Origin of the sequence: Microbacterium ureisolvens (genome assembly GCF_015278315.1) — a bacterium.
GTDB classification, from domain to species: domain Bacteria; phylum Actinomycetota; class Actinomycetes; order Actinomycetales; family Microbacteriaceae; genus Microbacterium; species Microbacterium ureisolvens.
Window position 1 is genome coordinate 104,907 of record NZ_JADIJE010000014.1, and the last position, 16,644, is coordinate 121,550.

The 16,644-nt window shown below is 70.4% G+C and carries 17 protein-coding genes; 6 read left to right on the top strand and 11 right to left on the bottom strand.

Annotation, left to right across the window (positions count from 1 at the left end):
* Positions 1-135 precede the first annotated feature (135 nt).
* Complete coding sequence (locus IM767_RS18110; protein ID WP_109208732.1) at positions 136-576, top strand: NUDIX hydrolase; 441 nt, start codon at positions 136-138, stop codon at positions 574-576.
* Positions 577-598: 22 nt separating this feature from the next.
* Here IM767_RS18110 and IM767_RS18115 read toward each other — a convergent pair whose 3' ends face one another.
* Together IM767_RS18115 and IM767_RS18120 are read right to left on the bottom strand one after the other, a co-directional pair.
* The gene (locus tag IM767_RS18115; protein WP_109208733.1) at positions 599-1,096 is read right to left on the bottom strand and encodes an aminoacyl-tRNA deacylase; all 498 of its coding nucleotides are present in this window, start codon (positions 1,094-1,096) and stop codon (positions 599-601) included.
* On the bottom strand, positions 1,089-1,604 hold the full coding sequence (locus tag IM767_RS18120; protein WP_109208734.1) for a DNA helicase: 516 nt from the start codon (positions 1,602-1,604) through the stop codon (positions 1,089-1,091). Before IM767_RS18120 ends, IM767_RS18115 begins: the two co-directional genes overlap by 8 nt.
* A 96-nt stretch (positions 1,605-1,700) precedes the next feature.
* On the opposite strand from IM767_RS18120, the gene IM767_RS18125 reads away from it, so the two are divergent.
* Positions 1,701-2,273, top strand: coding sequence for a peptidylprolyl isomerase (locus IM767_RS18125; RefSeq protein WP_109208735.1), 573 nt, complete (start codon positions 1,701-1,703; stop codon positions 2,271-2,273).
* Positions 2,274-2,282: 9 nt separating this feature from the next.
* Positions 2,283-3,173 carry a rhomboid family intramembrane serine protease gene (locus IM767_RS18130; protein WP_109208736.1) on the top strand — a complete coding sequence of 297 codons (891 nt, stop codon included), beginning with the start codon at positions 2,283-2,285 and terminating at the stop codon, positions 3,171-3,173.
* 175 nt (positions 3,174-3,348) lie between these two features.
* Here IM767_RS18130 and IM767_RS18135 read toward each other — a convergent pair whose 3' ends face one another.
* A complete protein-coding gene (locus IM767_RS18135) occupies positions 3,349-3,588 on the bottom strand; it encodes a cell division protein CrgA (RefSeq protein ID WP_109208737.1) in 240 nt (79 codons plus the stop codon).
* A 55-nt stretch (positions 3,589-3,643) separates the two neighbouring features.
* Between IM767_RS18135 and IM767_RS18140 the strand changes: the two genes are divergently transcribed.
* The 3 genes from IM767_RS18140 to IM767_RS18150 are packed head-to-tail and all read left to right on the top strand — an operon-like array spanning position 3,644 to position 5,276.
* The gene (locus tag IM767_RS18140; protein WP_239453098.1) at positions 3,644-4,441 is read left to right on the top strand and encodes a class E sortase; all 798 of its coding nucleotides are present in this window, start codon (positions 3,644-3,646) and stop codon (positions 4,439-4,441) included.
* Positions 4,441-4,629 (top strand): hypothetical protein, encoded by a 189-nt coding sequence (locus IM767_RS18145; RefSeq protein ID WP_109208739.1) that lies wholly within the window; start codon positions 4,441-4,443, stop codon positions 4,627-4,629. Before IM767_RS18140 ends, IM767_RS18145 begins: the two co-directional genes overlap by 1 nt.
* Positions 4,626-5,276, top strand: coding sequence for an anthranilate synthase component II (locus IM767_RS18150; protein WP_194398927.1), 651 nt, complete (start codon positions 4,626-4,628; stop codon positions 5,274-5,276). Before IM767_RS18145 ends, IM767_RS18150 begins: the two co-directional genes overlap by 4 nt.
* Here the strand turns inward: IM767_RS18150 and pknB are convergent.
* From pknB to IM767_RS18190, 8 genes are all read right to left on the bottom strand, one after another.
* On the bottom strand, positions 5,273-6,967 hold the full coding sequence (pknB, locus tag IM767_RS18155) for a Stk1 family PASTA domain-containing Ser/Thr kinase (RefSeq protein ID WP_109208740.1): 1,695 nt from the start codon (positions 6,965-6,967) through the stop codon (positions 5,273-5,275). The two genes, IM767_RS18150 and pknB, sit on opposite strands and share 4 nt — an antisense overlap.
* 94 nt (positions 6,968-7,061) lie before the next feature.
* On the bottom strand, positions 7,062-8,789 hold the full coding sequence (locus IM767_RS18160) for a serine/threonine-protein kinase (RefSeq protein ID WP_109208741.1): 1,728 nt from the start codon (positions 8,787-8,789) through the stop codon (positions 7,062-7,064).
* On the bottom strand, positions 8,786-10,246 hold the full coding sequence (locus IM767_RS18165) for a peptidoglycan D,D-transpeptidase FtsI family protein (protein WP_109208742.1): 1,461 nt from the start codon (positions 10,244-10,246) through the stop codon (positions 8,786-8,788). The genes IM767_RS18160 and IM767_RS18165 overlap by 4 nt, the downstream gene beginning before the upstream one ends.
* A gap of 203 nt (positions 10,247-10,449) precedes the next feature.
* The gene (locus IM767_RS18170; RefSeq protein ID WP_109208743.1) at positions 10,450-11,838 is read right to left on the bottom strand and encodes an FtsW/RodA/SpoVE family cell cycle protein; all 1,389 of its coding nucleotides are present in this window, start codon (positions 11,836-11,838) and stop codon (positions 10,450-10,452) included.
* On the bottom strand, positions 11,835-13,073 hold the full coding sequence (locus IM767_RS18175) for a PP2C family protein-serine/threonine phosphatase (RefSeq protein ID WP_109208744.1): 1,239 nt from the start codon (positions 13,071-13,073) through the stop codon (positions 11,835-11,837). The genes IM767_RS18170 and IM767_RS18175 overlap by 4 nt, the downstream gene beginning before the upstream one ends.
* 18 nt (positions 13,074-13,091) lie before the next feature.
* A complete protein-coding gene (locus IM767_RS18180) occupies positions 13,092-13,628 on the bottom strand; it encodes an FHA domain-containing protein FhaB/FipA (RefSeq protein WP_109208745.1) in 537 nt (178 codons plus the stop codon).
* Positions 13,625-14,377 (bottom strand): FhaA domain-containing protein, encoded by a 753-nt coding sequence (locus IM767_RS18185; RefSeq protein ID WP_109208746.1) that lies wholly within the window; start codon positions 14,375-14,377, stop codon positions 13,625-13,627. Before IM767_RS18185 ends, IM767_RS18180 begins: the two co-directional genes overlap by 4 nt.
* Before the next feature lie 193 nt (positions 14,378-14,570).
* Positions 14,571-16,644: alpha/beta hydrolase-fold protein (locus IM767_RS18190; protein WP_194398928.1), on the bottom strand; the 2,074-nt coding region annotated here is incomplete at its 5' end.

The window sequence follows — 16,644 nt, forward strand, 5'->3', positions numbered from 1 at the left end:
GGACCGGCTTCTTCGTTCTCCGGCGCGGCCCGCGCGGATAGGGTGAAGCATGGACCTGCGCGTCGCGGCCTACGCGGTGATCGTCGACGAGAACGACCGCATTCTCCGGCGCGGCCCGCGCGGATAGGGTGAAGCATGGACCTGCGCGTCGCGGCCTACGCGGTGATCGTCGACGAGAACGACCGCATTCTGCTCGCGCACTGGAACGAAGGCCGTCGCGCCGCATGGACGATGCCCGGCGGAGGCCTCGAGCCCGGTGAGGACCCGGAGCGCGCCGCCCGCCGCGAGGTGCGGGAGGAGACGGGCTACCGTGTCGCGATCGACGGGCTGCTCGGCATCCATTCGCGTGTCATCCCGCCGGGGCGGCGCCTGAAGGAAGGGGCGGCGGTGCCGCTGCACACGCTGCGCATCGTCTACCGGGCACGCGTCACCGGCGGCCGCCTGCGCAATGAGAAGAACGGCTCGACCGACCGCGCCGAGTGGTTCGCGCTCTCTGAGGTGCGCGGACTGCAGCGCGTGAAGCTCGTCGACATCGCCCTCGAGATGGCGGGCGTGGTGCTGCCGGCGAAGCGCTGAGACCTGGCGCAGGTCTCGCGGGTCACTCGACGGGCTGCGAGATGTCGGCGACCGTCGCGCCGTAGGCGGCGATGAGGTCGTCGGCCTCCACGAACATGCTGTAACCGTGGGCACCGGCGCCCATCGCGATGCGCCGACCCACGATCGCACCGTCGGCGTAGATCGGCCAGTCGTGGGTGCTCCCCAGCGGCACGATCGTGCCGCGCTCGTACCCGGTGGCGGCGAGGGCGCGCGCAGGGTCGGGCAGCTGAAGCTTGTTGACGCCGACGACGGCGCGCAGCTTCGGCCACGAGATCGCGCGGTCGCCGGGGATCAGCGCGAACAGGTAGGTGTCGTCGCTGCGCTTGACCACGAGGGTCTTCACGATGCCCGACGGCGGGATGCCGAGGATCGCCGCGGCCTCCGGGAGGCTGTTCGCTGCCGGGCGTTCCCGGATCTCGACAGCGAGACCGCGCTCGGCCGCAGCGGCACGAACGCGGTCTACGCCTTGCGGAGCCTCGCCGACGGCGGGCTCAGGCATCCGGGGCGCGCAGCGGGTCGTCCGCGACCCAGAGCTCGTCGTCGGCGCGCAGCGTCTGCCACGCGGCGTACAGCACGCCCACCGCCGCGGCGACGCCGAGGATGATCGCGATCCAGCCGCCGGCGCCGATGCCCTTCTTGACAGGCACGGGTGCCGCCTTTTTGAACGATGCCTTGAGGTCGATGCCACGGCCGTCGGCCAGGCGCGAGCGCGTGTCGTTGGCGGCGTCCCACACGGAGAGCGCGGAGCCGACGACGGCGCCGGCAGCGGGGATGACCGTCCCGTTGACGACCTTCCTGCCCCTGTCGACATACGGTGCGGCGTACCGCTCGTATCCGGCCTGCACCTGCGGCTTGACCTGCTCGCGGCCGTAGTTGCCGAGCTGGCGGCTGGCCTCGCGCGCGACCGAAGCGGCCTCGCCGACCAGTACCTGCTGGGCCTCCCACAGGTTTCCGGCCTGCTTCTGCAGCTTGTGGAGTTCCTTCTTGCGCTTGCGGCTGAGGCTCACGGTTGCCCTCCCTGTCGTGGGGATGTCGGTCTCCCCATCTTGCCAGACCACTGCTGAGACGGGAGGGGTTGCAGGGAACTCTGAGACAATGTAGGAATGCCGCTTCACACCGCAGTCGCAACGATTCACACCAACTACGGCGACATCGTCGTCAACCTGTTCGGCGACCACGCACCCCGCACCGTGCAGAACTTCATCGGCCTCTCCGACGGCTCGCAGGCGTGGACTCACCCCGCCACCGGCAAGCCGGGCGACGGTCCCCTCTATAAGGACGTCATCTTCCACCGCATCATCTCGGGCTTCATGATCCAGGGCGGCGACCCGCTCGGTCAGGGTATCGGCGGCCCGGGCTACAACTTCAACGACGAGATCAACGGCGAGCTCACCTTCACCGCGCCGTACAAGCTCGCGATGGCCAACGCGGGTCTGCGCCGCAACGCGATCACCGGCCAGCCCGAGGGCACGAACGGCTCGCAGTTCTTCATCACCGTTCCCGGTCAGGGCGGCCGCGGTCCGGAGTGGCTGCAGGGCAAGCACACGATCTTCGGCGAGGTCGCCGACGACGCCTCGAAGGCCGTCGTCGACACCATCAGCGAGGTGCCGACTGCCGCCGGCGACCGCCCGGTCGAGCCCGTCGTCATCGAGTCCATCGACATCGCCACGGTCTGACCGCCGCGCGTGACCACCGACGACTTCCAGCGCAACCGCGAGAACTTCTGCTACCGGCATCCTGACCGGCAGAGCTTCGTGCTTTGCCAGCGATGCCTGCGCACGATCTGCCCGGAGTGCCAGACGCCCGCCGCGGTGGGCGTCGTCTGCCCCGAGTGCCTGCGCGACCAGCAGAAGGCCCAGTCGCCGGCGCAGCGGAAGGCCGAGCGTCGGTGGTCACGCCCGCGAGCGGTGTCGGCGTCCTCCGGGCGGCCCATCGTCACGTATACGATCATCGGCATCACCGCGTTCGTGTACCTCCTCACCCTCATCCCGGGGATCGGCGAGTCCATTCAGCAGGCACTCCTCTATTGGGCGCCCTGGATGTACCCGCAGCTGAGCGGCCAGTTCCAGCCGTGGCGCCTGCTGACCGTGTCGCTCGTCCATTCGGGCATCTGGCACGTCGGCCTCAACATGCTCGCGCTGTGGATGATCGGCCGCAGCCTCGAGCCCCTGCTCGGGCGCTGGCGCTTCCTCACCCTCTACCTGCTGAGCGCGCTCGGCGGCTCAGTGGCGGTGACACTGCTGTCGTTCACGACTCCCGTGGTCGGGGCATCCGGCGCCATCTTCGGCCTCTTCGGCGCGCTGCTCGTCATCGGCCGGCACATCGGGGCGAACATCGCCGGCATCGCGATCGTGCTGGGAATCAACCTCGTGATCGGGTTCATTCCCGGATTCAACGTCTCGTGGCAGGCGCACGTCGGCGGCCTGCTCGCCGGTCTGCTGGTCGCATTCATCTTCACGCGCACGCGAGCGGTGCGCCAGCGCGGCCTGCAGATCGGGCTGCTGGTCGCCGTCGGCGCCGGGCTCATCGCGCTGCTGTTCGTGCCGGTGCTCGTGCCCGCCGTGGTCGTCGGCTGATCCCCGTCGCGTCGAAGTTATCCACAGGTTCTTCCACAGGTGGGGAGAATGACATGTGTGTAATTCACACCTGTTAACAGACTTGTTAACAACTGACGGATGCCGCGACCGCCGCGTCAGCGCACGGAAAAGCCCCGGTCGTCACGGACCGGGGCTTTCGCATTCGTGCGAGTCGCTACCGCCAGCGCGTCGTCATCAGGAAGCCGATGAAGGCGATCCCGAATCCGATGACGAGGTTCCACGCACCGATGTCAGGGATCGGGAACGCCATGCCGCTCAGATAGAAGACGAGGATCCAGACCAGCCCGAGGAGCATCAGTCCGATCATGATCGGCTTGAACCACACCGGGTTGGGTGCGGCTTCGCCTTCTGCGCGCTCGACGAGCGAGTCGTCGTCTTTGCCGGGTCGTGCCATGCAGAAGAGTCTAACTGTCAGCGGACCCTTACCCACGCTGTGCGAGAATCCCCCTGTGGATGAAGCGGTGTCCGGTCTGGGGCGCGCCGCGCGCGGGGGACGTTCCCCGCGTCGGCGAACGTCGGTCGTCGGCGTCATCGGCGAGCTGCTCATCACCGCCGGCGTCATCGTGCTGCTCTACGTCGTGTGGCAGCTGTGGGTCGGCGACCTCATCTACGGCGCCGAGCGAAACGCGGAAGGCACCGAGCTCTCGCAGGAGTGGCAGGACCAGTGGGCCGAGGAGAATCCGGTCGCCGCTCCCGAGCCCGGTCCGACCGAAGCCGCCGCGCCGGCCGAGCCCGTCACCGCCCCGCCGCCGGTGCTCGCCGAGCCCGCGGACGGCGAGAAGTTCGGCGTCATGCACATCCCGCGCTTCGGCTCGGACTACGCGATGCCGATGGCCGGCGGGGTGAGCCGCCCCCGCACGCTCGACCCGATCGGCATCGGCCACTACCCCGGCACGCGGATGCCGGGCGAGCCGGGAAACTTCGCCCTCGCGGCGCATCGCACCACGTGGGGAAAGCCCTTCAACCGCATCGCCGACCTGCGCATCGGCGACGCGATCGTCGTCGAGACCGAGGCCGGCTGGTACACCTACCGGTTCCGCACGCTCGAGTACGTGCGCCCGGACGAGGTCGAGGTGCTGCTGCCGGTGCCGCAGGCCATGGACGTGCCCGCGGGCACGGCCTACATCACCCTTACGAGCTGCAGCCCGATGTACGCGATGACCGAGCGCATCGTCGCCTACGGCGTGTTCGAGTCGTTCACCCCCCGATCGGCCGGGCAGCCGGCATCCCTCCAGGCGGTGGCTTGATGTACGCGGCACTGTGGCGAGTCCTCCCCGGCCCGTGGTGGGTGCGCGTGCTGATCCTGCTCGTGCTCGTGGCGGCGGTGCTCTACGGCCTCGTCTTCTACGCGTTCCCGTGGGTGAGCCAGTTCGTCAATCCGCAGGAGGTCACAGTGACCCTCCCCCTCCAACCGACCGGACCAGCGCCGTCGTGACCCCCGTCGATCCGTCGGCGCCGATCCTCGTCGTCGACAACCACGACAGCTTCGTCCACACGCTGATCGGCTATCTGCACGAGCTCGGAGCGCGGACCGACCTCGTCGAGGCCGACGCGATCAGCGATCCCGCGCGCGACATCGCCGGCCGGCCGGGCGTGCTCGTCTCCCCCGGACCCGGCACCCCTGCCGATGCCGGCGCGTCGATCGAGGTGGTGCGCGCCGCCGCTGCCACCGGCATCCCGCTCCTCGGAGTGTGCCTCGGCCATCAGGCGATCGGCGAGGCGTTCGGCGGTCGGGTCGATCACGCCCCCGAGCTCATGCACGGCATGACCTCGCTCGTGCACCACGACGGATCACCGCTCTACGAGGGGCTGCCCGATCCGTTCACCGCGACGCGCTACCACTCGCTCGCGATCGTCCCCGAGACGCTGCCCGACGATCTCGTCGTCACCAGTCGCACCGCCACCGGGGTGATCATGGGCGTGGCGCATCGCACCGCGCCGCTCGTCGGCGTGCAGTTCCATCCCGAGAGCGTCCTCACCCAGGGCGGCTATCGCCTGCTCGGCAACTGGCTCACGTCGATCGGATACACGGATGCCGCGGCCCGAGGCGCGACCATGAGCCCGCGGCGCGACGGCGACTAGCTGCCCGAGCAGTACGTCAGCGTGATCTCGGAGTGGACGGCGACATCCCCCGGGGCCAGCGACTGCGACTGCACGGTGGGCGGATTCGCGCCCGCGCAGTTCGGATCCTCCTGCGGGATGACGGTGAGCCCCAGCTCCTCGAGCTCGCGCGTGGCGGCGTCGACGGTGTAGCCGCGCACGTCGTCGATGGCCACGCGCCCCGAGGCGACCACGAGGTTGATCATCGTGCCGGTGGCGACGCTGGATCCCTCCACCGGATCGCTCGAGATCACCGTGCCGGCGGCGAGGTCCTTGTCGTTCTGCGGCGTGATGGTGCCCAGCTGCAGGCCCGCGCCGGTGATGGCGGCGGTCGCGGCATCCTGCCCCAGTCCGGTGAGCGTCGGAACCGTCGACATCTGCTGTCCTGTCGACACGTAGACGCGCACCTGCTCGTCGGGGGCGACCGACGTGCCCGCGGCCGGATCGGTGCGGATGACGTTCCCGGCGGCGACCTCGGTGTTCTCCTCGTCGATGCGGATCGCCCGCAGGTCGGCGTCGGCCAAGGCCTCGTTCGCGCGCTCGTAGGTCATGCCGCTCACCTCCGGCACCTCGCGCACGCTCGACGGGATGGCGTCGCGCGGCTGGATCGACAGCACCCAGAACAGCAGCGAGATGAGCAGGACGGCCAGCAGCGCGACACCTGCCCAGATCCACGCGACCGGCGGACCGGCCTGCGTGCGCTTCATGGTGGTGTCGGTGCTCAGCTGCCGGAGCGATCGTGCGGTCTCGGCTGCCTGGCGCGGGTTCGGGCCGTAGAGCTCGCTGGTGAGCGCACCCACCTGCCGCTTGGACGGCTGCCGGCCGTCGACCGTCGCATCGAGCGCCTCGCGGAAGCCGGCCGCGTCCTGATAGCGCTGGAAAGGATCCTTCGCGAGGGCGCGCAGGGCGACGGTGTCGAGCGCGCGCGGAACGGTGTCGTTCACCTCCGACGGCGGGATCGGGGCCTCGCTGACGTGCTGGTACGCGACGGCCACCGGCGACTCGCCGCGGAAGGGCTGGCGTCCGGTGAGCAGCTCGTACAGCACCACTCCCGTGGAGTACACGTCGGCGCGTGCGTCGACGGGCTCGCCCTTGGCCTGCTCGGGTGAGAAATAGGCCGCAGTGCCGAGGATCTGCGTCGTCTCGGCGACCGTCGACGAGCTGTCGGACACCGCCCGGGCGATGCCGAAGTCCATCACCTTCACCTGGCCGGCGTCGGTCACCATGACGTTGCCCGGCTTGATGTCGCGGTGCACCACTCCGGCACGGTGCGAGTACTCGAGCGCCTCGAGGATGCCGTCGACATACCGGACGGCGTCGTTCACCGGAACCGGCCCGGCCGAGATGATCTCTTTGAGGAGCCTCCCCTTGACCAGTTCCATGACGATGAACGGCACCGGGCGGGTCGTGCCGTCGGGGGCGGTCAGCGAGTCCTCGCCGGCGTCGTATACGCGCACGATCGTGGGGTGCGCCATGCGCGACGCGGCCTGGGCCTCGAGGCGGAAGCGGGTGCGGAACGCGTTGTCGTCGGCCAGCTCGCGATCGAGGATCTTGATGGCGACCTCGCGGCCGAGCGTGAGGTCGTACCCGCGATAGACGCTGGCCATGCCGCCCCGGCCGATCGGCTCGTCGATGCGATAGCGGCCCGAAAGCACGCGCGGCTCAGCTGTCACGGTCTCTCCCTGCCTGCTACATCAGCCAGACTATCCGAGCCGGAGCGGGTCCCGCGTTCCGCGGAACCCGCTCTGCGGACTCACTCAGGCAGGCTCACTCGCCGTCGTCGTCCGCCGGGGCGGTGGGGGTCGGGGCCGGCTGAATGGCGGCGTTCGCCTCGGGCGACGTGCCGGAGACGCGCTCACCCGCGGTGCCGCCCGAGCACGCGACGGTGTACGTGACGAGCAGGGACTGGCCGGCTGCGCCGGTCACCTGGACGTTCCCCTGCCGGTCGTTCGGCCCGAACGATGCGGTGGACTGGCCGGTGCTCTGGAACACGCCGTTGACCGCGGTGAGCGTGTAGGCGCTCACGCTTCCCGTCCCGGACGGGCAGCTGTAGCCCGGCCAGCTCACCGTCGCGGCCTGACCGGTCTGAATCGTCCCTCCGATCGTAGGCGCCCCCGGCTGCGGCATCGGGGTCTGACCGGCGTAGATCGTCAGATCGACGATGGTGCTCAGGGGCACGTTGCCGGTCGGGCTGACCGCGTAGACCAGCCCGACGCTGCCCTCGTCGGGCGCGGCGTTTCCTTCTACGCAGCGTGCGCCGAGCCCCAGCTCGTCCAGTGCGGCGGACGCGGTGTTGCAGTCCTGTCCGACGAAGTCGCCCTCGACGACGTTGGCGGTCGTCGGGGTGGTGGGAGTCGGCGTGTTCGTCGGGGTGTCGTCCGGCGTCGAGGTGGCCGTCGTGCGGGTGGGGTCGGTGTCATCGCCGCCCTGGTTCGCGACGACGGCCCAGATGGTTCCGATCAGCACGAGCAGCAGCAGTGCGATGAGCGCGATCAGCGGCCAGGTCCACGGGCTGCGCTTCTTCTTCTCGGGCGCCTCCTCGACGTCCTCCTCGCCGGGCGCCGGCATGATGCGCGTCGCGGCCGACGTGTCGGAGCCGGGAGTGAGGAGCTGCGTGGCCGCATCGGCGCCCACGACGCCGGCGATCGCCGGCACCGCCGCGGCGGCGGCCGCGACGTCTCCGCGGCGCAGCGCCGAGGCCGCGCGGGCGACGGCTGCGGCCGACGCGGGCCGCTCCTCGGGCTTCTTGGCGATCATCGCCATCACGAGGTTCTGCACCGGCTCGGCGACGGTGGCCGGCAGCGGCGGAGGCTGCTCGTTGATCTGCGCCATCGCGATGGCGACCTGCGACTCGCCGGTGAAGGGCCGCTTGCCCGCGAGGCACTCGTACGCGACGATGCCGAGCGAGTAGATGTCGGTCGCCGGCGACGCGGGGTGACCCGACGCCTGCTCGGGAGACAGGTACTGCACGGTGCCCATCACCTGGCCCGTGGCGGTGAGCGGCACCTGGTCGGCGATGCGCGCGATGCCGAAGTCGGTGATCTTCACGCGGCCGTCGGGAGTGATCAGCAGGTTGCCGGGCTTGATGTCGCGGTGCACCAGGCCGGCGGCGTGCGCGGCCTGCAGTGCGGCGGACGTCTGGGCGACCACGTCGAGCGTCTTGTCGGTCGACAGCGAGCCGTCGCGCTCGAGGATCGTCGACAAGGCCTCGCCGGGGACGAGCTCCATCACGAGGAACGCGCTGCCGTTCTCCTCGCCGTAGTCGAACACGCTCGCGATGCCCTCGTGGTTCACGAGAGCCGCGTGGCGCGCCTCGGCTCGGAAGCGTTCCAGGAAGCCCGGATCGCCCATGTACTCGTCTTTGAGGATCTTGATGGCGACGGTACGTCCGATGACGTGATCGGTCGCCTCCCAGACCTCTCCCATGCCGCCGATCGCTATGCGCGAATCGAGTTCGTATCGGCCGCCGAAGGTCACGCCCTGCGTCGGTCTCATCGTCCCAGCACCGCCTCCATGACCTTCTTCGCGATAGGAGCGGCGATGGTGTTGCCGCTGCCCGATTGTCCTTGCCTTCCGCCGTCCTCGACGACGACGGCGACGGCGACCTCGGGGTTCTCGGCGGGCGCGAACCCGGTGAACCAGAGTGTGTACGGCTCGTCGCCCGTGTTCTCCGCGGTGCCCGTCTTACCGGCCACGTCGACCCCGTCTATTCTTGCACCCGACGCAGCACCGTCACTGACATTGGCCACCATCATGGCGACCAGCTCGTCGGCCAGGTTCGCATCGAGCGCGCGCCCGAACTCGCTGTCCTCGAAAGTCTGCTGCACCGACAGGTCGGCGCCGATCACCCGGTCGACCATGCGGGGGTTCATGACGATCCCGTCGTTCGCGATGCCGGCCGACACCATCGCCATCTGCAGCGGCGTCGCGGTGACCTGACCCTGGCCGAAGCCGCTCAGCGCGGTTTGCGCGTCGTCCTGGATCGTCCGCGGGTATCCCGAGGGGGTGGAGACGAGGGGCAGTTCGAACGACTGGTTGAAGCCGTACTTCTCGGCCTCCTCGCGGATCGCGGTGTCGCCCAGTTCGACGGCGAGCTCGGCGAACGGGATGTTGCAGCTGAGCCGCAGCGCATCGGCGAGGGTCACCGTGTCGCCGCTGCCGCACGTCCCGCCGCTGGCGTTGTGGACGACGCTGCTCGACTGCGGCAGCTGGTAGGTCGCCGGGTTCGGGAGCGCCGAGTCGGGCGTGTAGTCCCCGGATGCGAGCGCCGCCGAGGCGACGACGAGCTTGAAGGTCGAGCCGGGCGGGTTGAGGTCGCCGGCGATGGCCCGGTTCGACAGCGGCTTGCCGGGGTCGGCGTCCAGGGCGTCGTACGCGGCGTTCACCTCGGCGGTGTTGTGCGAGGCCAGCGTGTTCGTGTCGAAGCTGGGGCTCGTGACGAGCGCGAGCACCCGGCCGGTCGACGGCTCGATCGCCATGATGCCGCCCTGCAGGTCGCCGAGCGCCTCGAAGGCCGCGCGCTGCACGTCGGCGTCGAGCGAGAGCACCACGTTCGATCCGCGGGGCGGCTGGCCGGTGAAGATGCGCTCCACCCGCGCGAAGAACTGCGATCCGGCCGTGCCGCTGAGATCCTGGTTCATCGCGCGCTCGATGCCCGTGAGCGAGTCGAGCACGGGATTGAAGTAACCGGTCACGGGCGCCCACATCGTGGCATCCGTGTACACCCGCTGCCAGCTGTAGACGTCGCCCGACGCGACCGACGAAGCGATCGCCGAGCCGCTGGCGATGATCGATCCGCGCTGCACCTCGTACGAGTCGTACAGCGATCGCCGGTTGGCCGGGTTGGCGGCCAGCTCGTCGGCCTGGATCACCTGGATCCAGCTGGCCGATCCGAACAGCGCGAGGAACATGATCAGCATCAGGACGCTGAGCCGGCGGAGCTCTTTGGTCATGATCGCCCCCTTCGGGCGATTCGCGCTCGCAAGCTCCCGCTCTTCAACGTGTGTTCGTTGGTCATGATCGCCCCCTTCGGGCGATGCGCGCTCGCAAGCTCCCGCTCTTCAACGTGTGCTCTTTCGTCATGATCGCCCCCTTCGGGGGATGCGCGCTCGCAAGCTCGTTTCGTCTCGCTTCGCTCGCTCAACGACCGGGAGCATCAGCCGATCACCACCCGGGGGCGGCTGCGGACGGCGTCCGAGATGCGCAGCAGCAGCGCCACGATGATCCAGTTCGCCACGAGCGACGAGCCGCCGGCGGCGAGGAACGGCGTGGTGAGGCCCGTGAGCGGGATCAGGCGCGTCACGCCTCCGACCATGATGAACACCTGCAGCGCGATCGTGAACGACAGGCCGGTGGCCAGGAGCTTGCCGAAGTCGTCCTGCCCCGCCAGCCCGATGCGGATGCCGCGGCTGGTGAACACCATGTAGAGGCACAGGATCGCGAAGACGCCGATGAGCCCGAGCTCCTCGCCGATCGCGGGGAGGATGTAGTCGCTCTCCGCTACCGGGGTGAGGTCGGGGCGGCCCTGCCCGAGACCGGTGCCGAGCAGTCCGCCGTTGGCCATCCCGAAGATGCCCGTGACCAGCTGGAAGCTCGCGCCGTCCATGAGGTCGGGGTTGAAGGCGTCGAGCCAGATCGTGAACCGGTTGCCGACGTAGGGCAGGAAGCGGGATGCCACGAACGCGCCCGCCGCCGCGAGCACGACGCCGATGAGCACCCAGCTGGTCTTGCCGGTCGCGACGTAGAGCATCGCGACGAACATGCCGAAGATCAGCAGCCCCGTTCCGAGGTCGCGCTGCATCACGATGATGCCGAGCGAGGCCAGCCAGATCACCAGCAGCGGGCCCAGCTCGCGGGCGCGTGGCCACGTGAGTCCGAGGAATCGCGTTCCGGTCGAGGTGAGGCTCTCGCGCGTGCGCACCAGGTAGCCGGCGAAGAAGATGCCGAGTGCGATCTTGGCGAGCTCGCCCGGCTGGAACGAGAAGAACCCGAGCCTCACCCAGACGTCGGCATTGGCATCCGTTCCGAGCCCCGGGATCACCGGCAGGATCAGCAGCACGATGCCCGCCAGGCCGAAGATGTAGGTGTACCGGAAAAGCACGCGGTAGTTCTTGAGGAACATCACCACGAGCACGGTGGCCACGAGCGCGATCGCCGCCCACGCGAGCTGTCGGGTCGAGAAGGCGTCCCAGCCGTGTAGGTCCTCGGCGATGTCGAGGCGGTAGATCATCGCGAGCCCGAGCCCGGTGAGGAGCGTCGCGATGGGCACGACGAACGGATCGGCGTCGCGGGCGCGCAGGCGCAGCAGGATGTGCAGCGCGATCACGAGCGCGGTGAGCCCGCCGCAGTACACCAGGAAGGTCCAGTCGATGGCGTCGAGGGCTCCGAGCTGCACCAGCGCGACGGCGGAGGCGTTGATCGCGAACGCGAACAGCAGCAGGGCGAGCTCGCGGTTGCGCTGTGTCTGCGGCACGCGGATGCGCCGCAGCGCGCGGACGACCGCGGTGTCGGTCGACACCGCTTCGGTGGGCGTGGGCGCGCTCATCCGCTTCCTCCCGCCAGATCGCTGATGCCCGAGACGATCTGCCGCGCGTGCGACAGCGAGTTCGCCGAGATCGTCCCCTCCACCGTCGCACGAGCGAACTGCGACAGCGAATCGAGCGGGATCTCGGTGTCTTCGTACGGGGTCGACATGCTGATCGGCCCGAGGTTCTGCTGCACACCCTGGTAGATGACGACCGTGTCCTCGTCGGCGCCGACGAAGTAGCGCGTCTGCGTCCACTGGTAGCCGATCCAGGCCGCACCGGCCAGCAGCAGCAGGACGAGTGCGAGGCCGGCGATCCAGCCGATGCGCCGGCGCCTGGCCCGGCGGCGGTCCTCCTCGATGAGCTCCTCGAGGAACTCCGGTGCGGGCTCGAAGTGCGTGGGCTCGTTCGCCGCCTGGCGGTTGGGGTGCAGCCAGCTGGAGCGCCGGGGCGCGGCGGCGGGCACCTCGACGCCGACGGGGTTGGATGCCGAGCCGACGATCGTGGGGGTGCCGCTGAAGAGCGGATGCTGCCCGCCGACGTCGACGATGACGATCGTGACGTTGTCGGGGGCGCCGCCGTCGAGCGCCTGCTTGAGCAGGTTGTCGGCGGTGCGCCCGGGCGCGAGGCCGAGTCCCAGCGCCTTCGCGGTGTGGGGGTCGTCCACCACGCCCGACAGGCCGTCCGAGCAGAGCAGCCAGCGATCGCCCGGCTGCGTCGGCATGATGAACGTGTCGAGCTCGGGATCGGTGTCCATGTCGCCGAGCACGCGCATGAGCACGGACCGGCGCGGGTGGTACCGGGCCTCCTCCGGCGTGATGCGGCCCGAGTCGACCAGGCGCTGCACGAACGTGTGGTCGGTCGTGATCTGGGTGAGCGCGCCGTCGCGGTAGAGGTAGATGCGCGAGTCGCCGATGTGGGCGATGACGGCGTAGTCGTCGACCATGATGAGCGCGCTGACCGTCGTGCCCATGCCGGCGAGCTCGGGCCGGGCGCCCACGGTGTCGACGAGGTCGACCGCCGCGTCGGAGATCGCGTCCTGCAGCGCCTTCTCGGCTTCGGCGGTGGAGTCGTAGGGACGGTCGAGGCTCTCCAGGCGCGAGATCGCCAGGCTCGACGCGACGTCGCCGCCCGCGTGGCCGCCCATGCCGTCGGCGACGACGAACAGGTTCGAGCCGGCGTAGCCGGAATCCTGGTTGTTGGAGCGCACCTTGCCGGTGTGCGAGATCGCGGCGCTCGAGCCCTGGAAGACCATGTGGGAGGGGTCCGCCCGCTACTTCCGCAGCTCGAACGTCGTCGCGCCGACCTTGATCGGGGCGCCGAGGTTCACAGGGACGGGAGCCGTCACGCGGGCGCCGTCGTGCCACGTGCCGTTCGTCGAGTCGAGATCCTGGATCATCCACTGGTCGCCCCACAGCACGAGACGCGCGTGGTGGCTGGAGGTGTAGTCGTCGCGGACGACGAGCCCGGATTCGCTGGAGCGGCCGATCGTGAGCGGCTCATTGCCCAGGGGCAGCTCGAGGCCGGTCTTGGGTCCGCTCGTGATGACGATGCGCGAGGCGGTCGCGGTGGTCGCGGGGCCCCCCGGCCGTGGGGCGGGCGCCGCCGGGGCGGACGAGACGGGTGCCGTCGCCGAAGAGGGGGCAGCGGATGCCGCGGGCGCGACTGCTGCGGCGGCTGCGGCATCCGGCATCCGCCTCACCTTCACGCCGAACAGATCGGCGCGCAGCGAATACACGACGGCGAAGACGAAAGCCCACAGCAGCACCAGGAACCCGATGCGCAGCAGCAGGAGGGTGAGCTCGCTCATGCCAGCGGCCCCCTGTCGCGCGGGTCGTAGGCGTCGAACGCGCGCGTCGCGTCGTCGACGGATGCCGGGGGCCGGGGGGCGGACGCCTGCGCGACGACCCGGAACACGATGTCGGTGCGGCCGATGCGCACGGTCGAGTCGGGCGGCAGGGCGGCCTCGCCCACCTTCCGGCCGTCGAGCATCGTGCCGTTCGTGGATCCCAGGTCGCGGACCATCGCGCGCTCGCCGTCCCACAGGATCTCGACGTGCTTGCGGCTCGTGCCCGAGTCGGCCACCGTGATGTCGGCGTCGCTCCCACGGCCGATCACGGTGCGCGACTTCGTCAGCGGGATGCGCCGGCCCTCGACGTCCACGACGCCGCGCCAGGCCACCCGGCCGCCCTGCGCTGTCGAGGACTCCACGCGCAGCGTGCCGGTCGAGAGCTGGTCGTCGCGTCGCAGCGAGATCGAGACGGGTCCGGCGAACGAGTAGCCCTGGGCCTTCGCGTGCTTGTGGACCAGCGTGTCGAGCTCCTGCACGAGCGCGTCGCCCAGGGCCGAGACCCGTTCGTCGTCGGCGGGGGCGAGCAGCACGGTGAAGGTGTTCGGCGCGAGGATGCGGTCGCGGCTGACGACGGCGGCCTTCTTGTCGAGTTCGCTGCGCAGGGCGGAGGCGATCTCGACAGGCTGGATGCCGCTGCGGAAGGTCTTGGCGAACGCGCTGTTCACAGCGCGCTCCAGACCTTTCTCGAAGCTGTCAAGTAGTCCCACGGAGCTCCTCTTGAGGGGGGTGCCGGTTGCTACATGCTAATTGCACGAACTGTGCCGGCGATGGAACCGCTGAGACACAGTGCACCGCGGCGGCCCGCGTCTGGCCCGCGTCCGGTTCGCGGTGGGGCCACGTGGATCTCCGGACGCGACGACGCCCGGCCCCCGCTGCACGCGGGGACCGGGCGCCGGGATGTCACCCGAGCAGGATGTCGTGGGTGCCGGCCTCCAGCTCCACGCGCTGCACCGCGCCGTCACCGTGCAGGCGCACCGTCGTCGGCCCGTCCGTGGTCACGCGCAGACGCACCTGTTCGCGGCCGGCGAGCCCCGCGGCCACCAGGTCGACATCCGCCGCCGCGACGTTCACGAGCTCGAGATCGAGCTCGTCGGCGGCCGGTACGGTGCCCACCGGCCGGCGCTCGAGGACGCGGATCTCCGTCTGGTAACCGTCGTAGACCGCGCTCGCGGCCGTCGCAACCGGCTCGGTCACGACCGTGTCCAGGGCACCCGAGCGAGCCCCTACGCGACTCCACCGGGCCGCGGCATCCCGTGCCACCAGTCCGTCGAGCCAGTAGGCGCTGTCGATCACGATGCCGAGGTCGGCACGGTTCTCACGCGGATCCCAGCGGAACGCGATCGCGCCGGGAGCCGTCTCGAGCCGCGCGTCGCCGACGTGCGCGGCATACTCGCGCCACCCCAGCCATCCGAAGTGCCCGTGCGTCGCACCGGCGTAGTAGTGCGCGCGGTACTTCACGCCGGCTGCCTCCAACGCGCCTGCCCACGTGCGCGTATTGCCCTCGGCGATGTCGGCCGTGCCGGCATCCAGGAACACGCTCATCGCGGCGAGATTCTCGACGCGGTCGCGGTCGTCGGCGGCGTCGCGGATGCCGGCGGCGTTGCGGTAGCCGGCGCCGGAGACGATTCCGACCCCCGCGAAGACGTCGGGATGGTTCGTCGCGAAGCGCGTGGCGCCGACGCCGCCCATCGAGTGCCCGGCGATCGTCGTGCGGGTGCCGTCCAGGGCGTACACGGCGGCCACGCGGTTCCATGCCTCCCACACGTCGAGCTCGGCTTCGTTCACGTACCACGTGCCGTCGCCGCGGCCGAGCGGCGAGAGGCAGATCGAGCCGCGCTCCTCGCAGACCGGACCGAACAGGTGGTCCTCCCGCGCGCCGCGGAACCCGTTGTGGTTGTTGCCGCCGCCGTGCAGCAGGATCGTGAGCGGAGCCGGGATCTCCGGGTCGTAGGTCGTCGGCACGTAGACCAGGTACGGCTGCACCTGCCCGTACACGCGCGGCGCGGTCGTGGGCGGCTGCCCCGACGGCTGGCGCGTGTCGGGGTGCAGGCCCGGACCGAGATCGACCGACGACACGTACCAGCGCGTGGAGAAGCCCGTCGGCGACGGGTGCGGATCGACCCTGCCGCGGGCGAGCTCGCGCCAGTCCAGCTCGAGCGCGAAGGCCGACATGTCGCCCCCGGCCAGCGCCGCGCTCTGCGCGCCGTTGTTCCACCCGGTGGCCCGCTGGGGGCCGGTGGCTCTCGTTCCCTCCTGCGTCGCGGTGCGGAAGGCGGCGTTGTACACGCGCATGTCGTCCCGTTCGGGTGCCGCGGCGAAGCCGGTGCCCTGCGCGTCGGCCACACCCGCCGCCAGCCGCACGGTGAAGACGCCGTTCACGCGCAGCGCCGAGCGCGGCACCTCCGCGATGAACGACTTCGTCTGCTCGTCGACGTGCACCCGTCCGCCGCGCGCGGTGAGGTCGCGACGGCTGCCGGCCGCATCCTCGAGCCAGACGCCGTCGGCGGAGACGATGAGGAAGGCGTCGCTGCCCGGCGACGTGACACCCGCCGCACCCGGCCACACGGACGTTCCGGTGCCCGGGTCCGCGTCGGTGTCGAGCGCCCAGACAGCGAGCGGAAGCCCGGGGTCGGCGAGCGTCGTCCAGTCCACACGCCAGTAAGAGCGGTCGCCGCGGACGCCGATACCGGCGCGGAACACGTCCGCACCGTTGGCGTGCGCGGCGTCGTCCGCGTACGTGAGCGAGCCGTCCCCGACGTCGTCGAACAGCCAGTCCGTCCACAGGAGTGCGCCGTCGTCGTACCGGCTCGTGCCCGACGTTCGCGAGAAGTCGTCCGAGAAGGGCCAGCCCTCCGGTGCCGCGAGGGCGGGCTCCTCGAAGAAGGCGGCGGGCGGCGCGGCCGCCGGGAGCTCCGGCGGAGCGACGCCCTCGCCACCTGGGCTCGCCGGGGCGGCCGCGCTCGCCGGGGCGGCC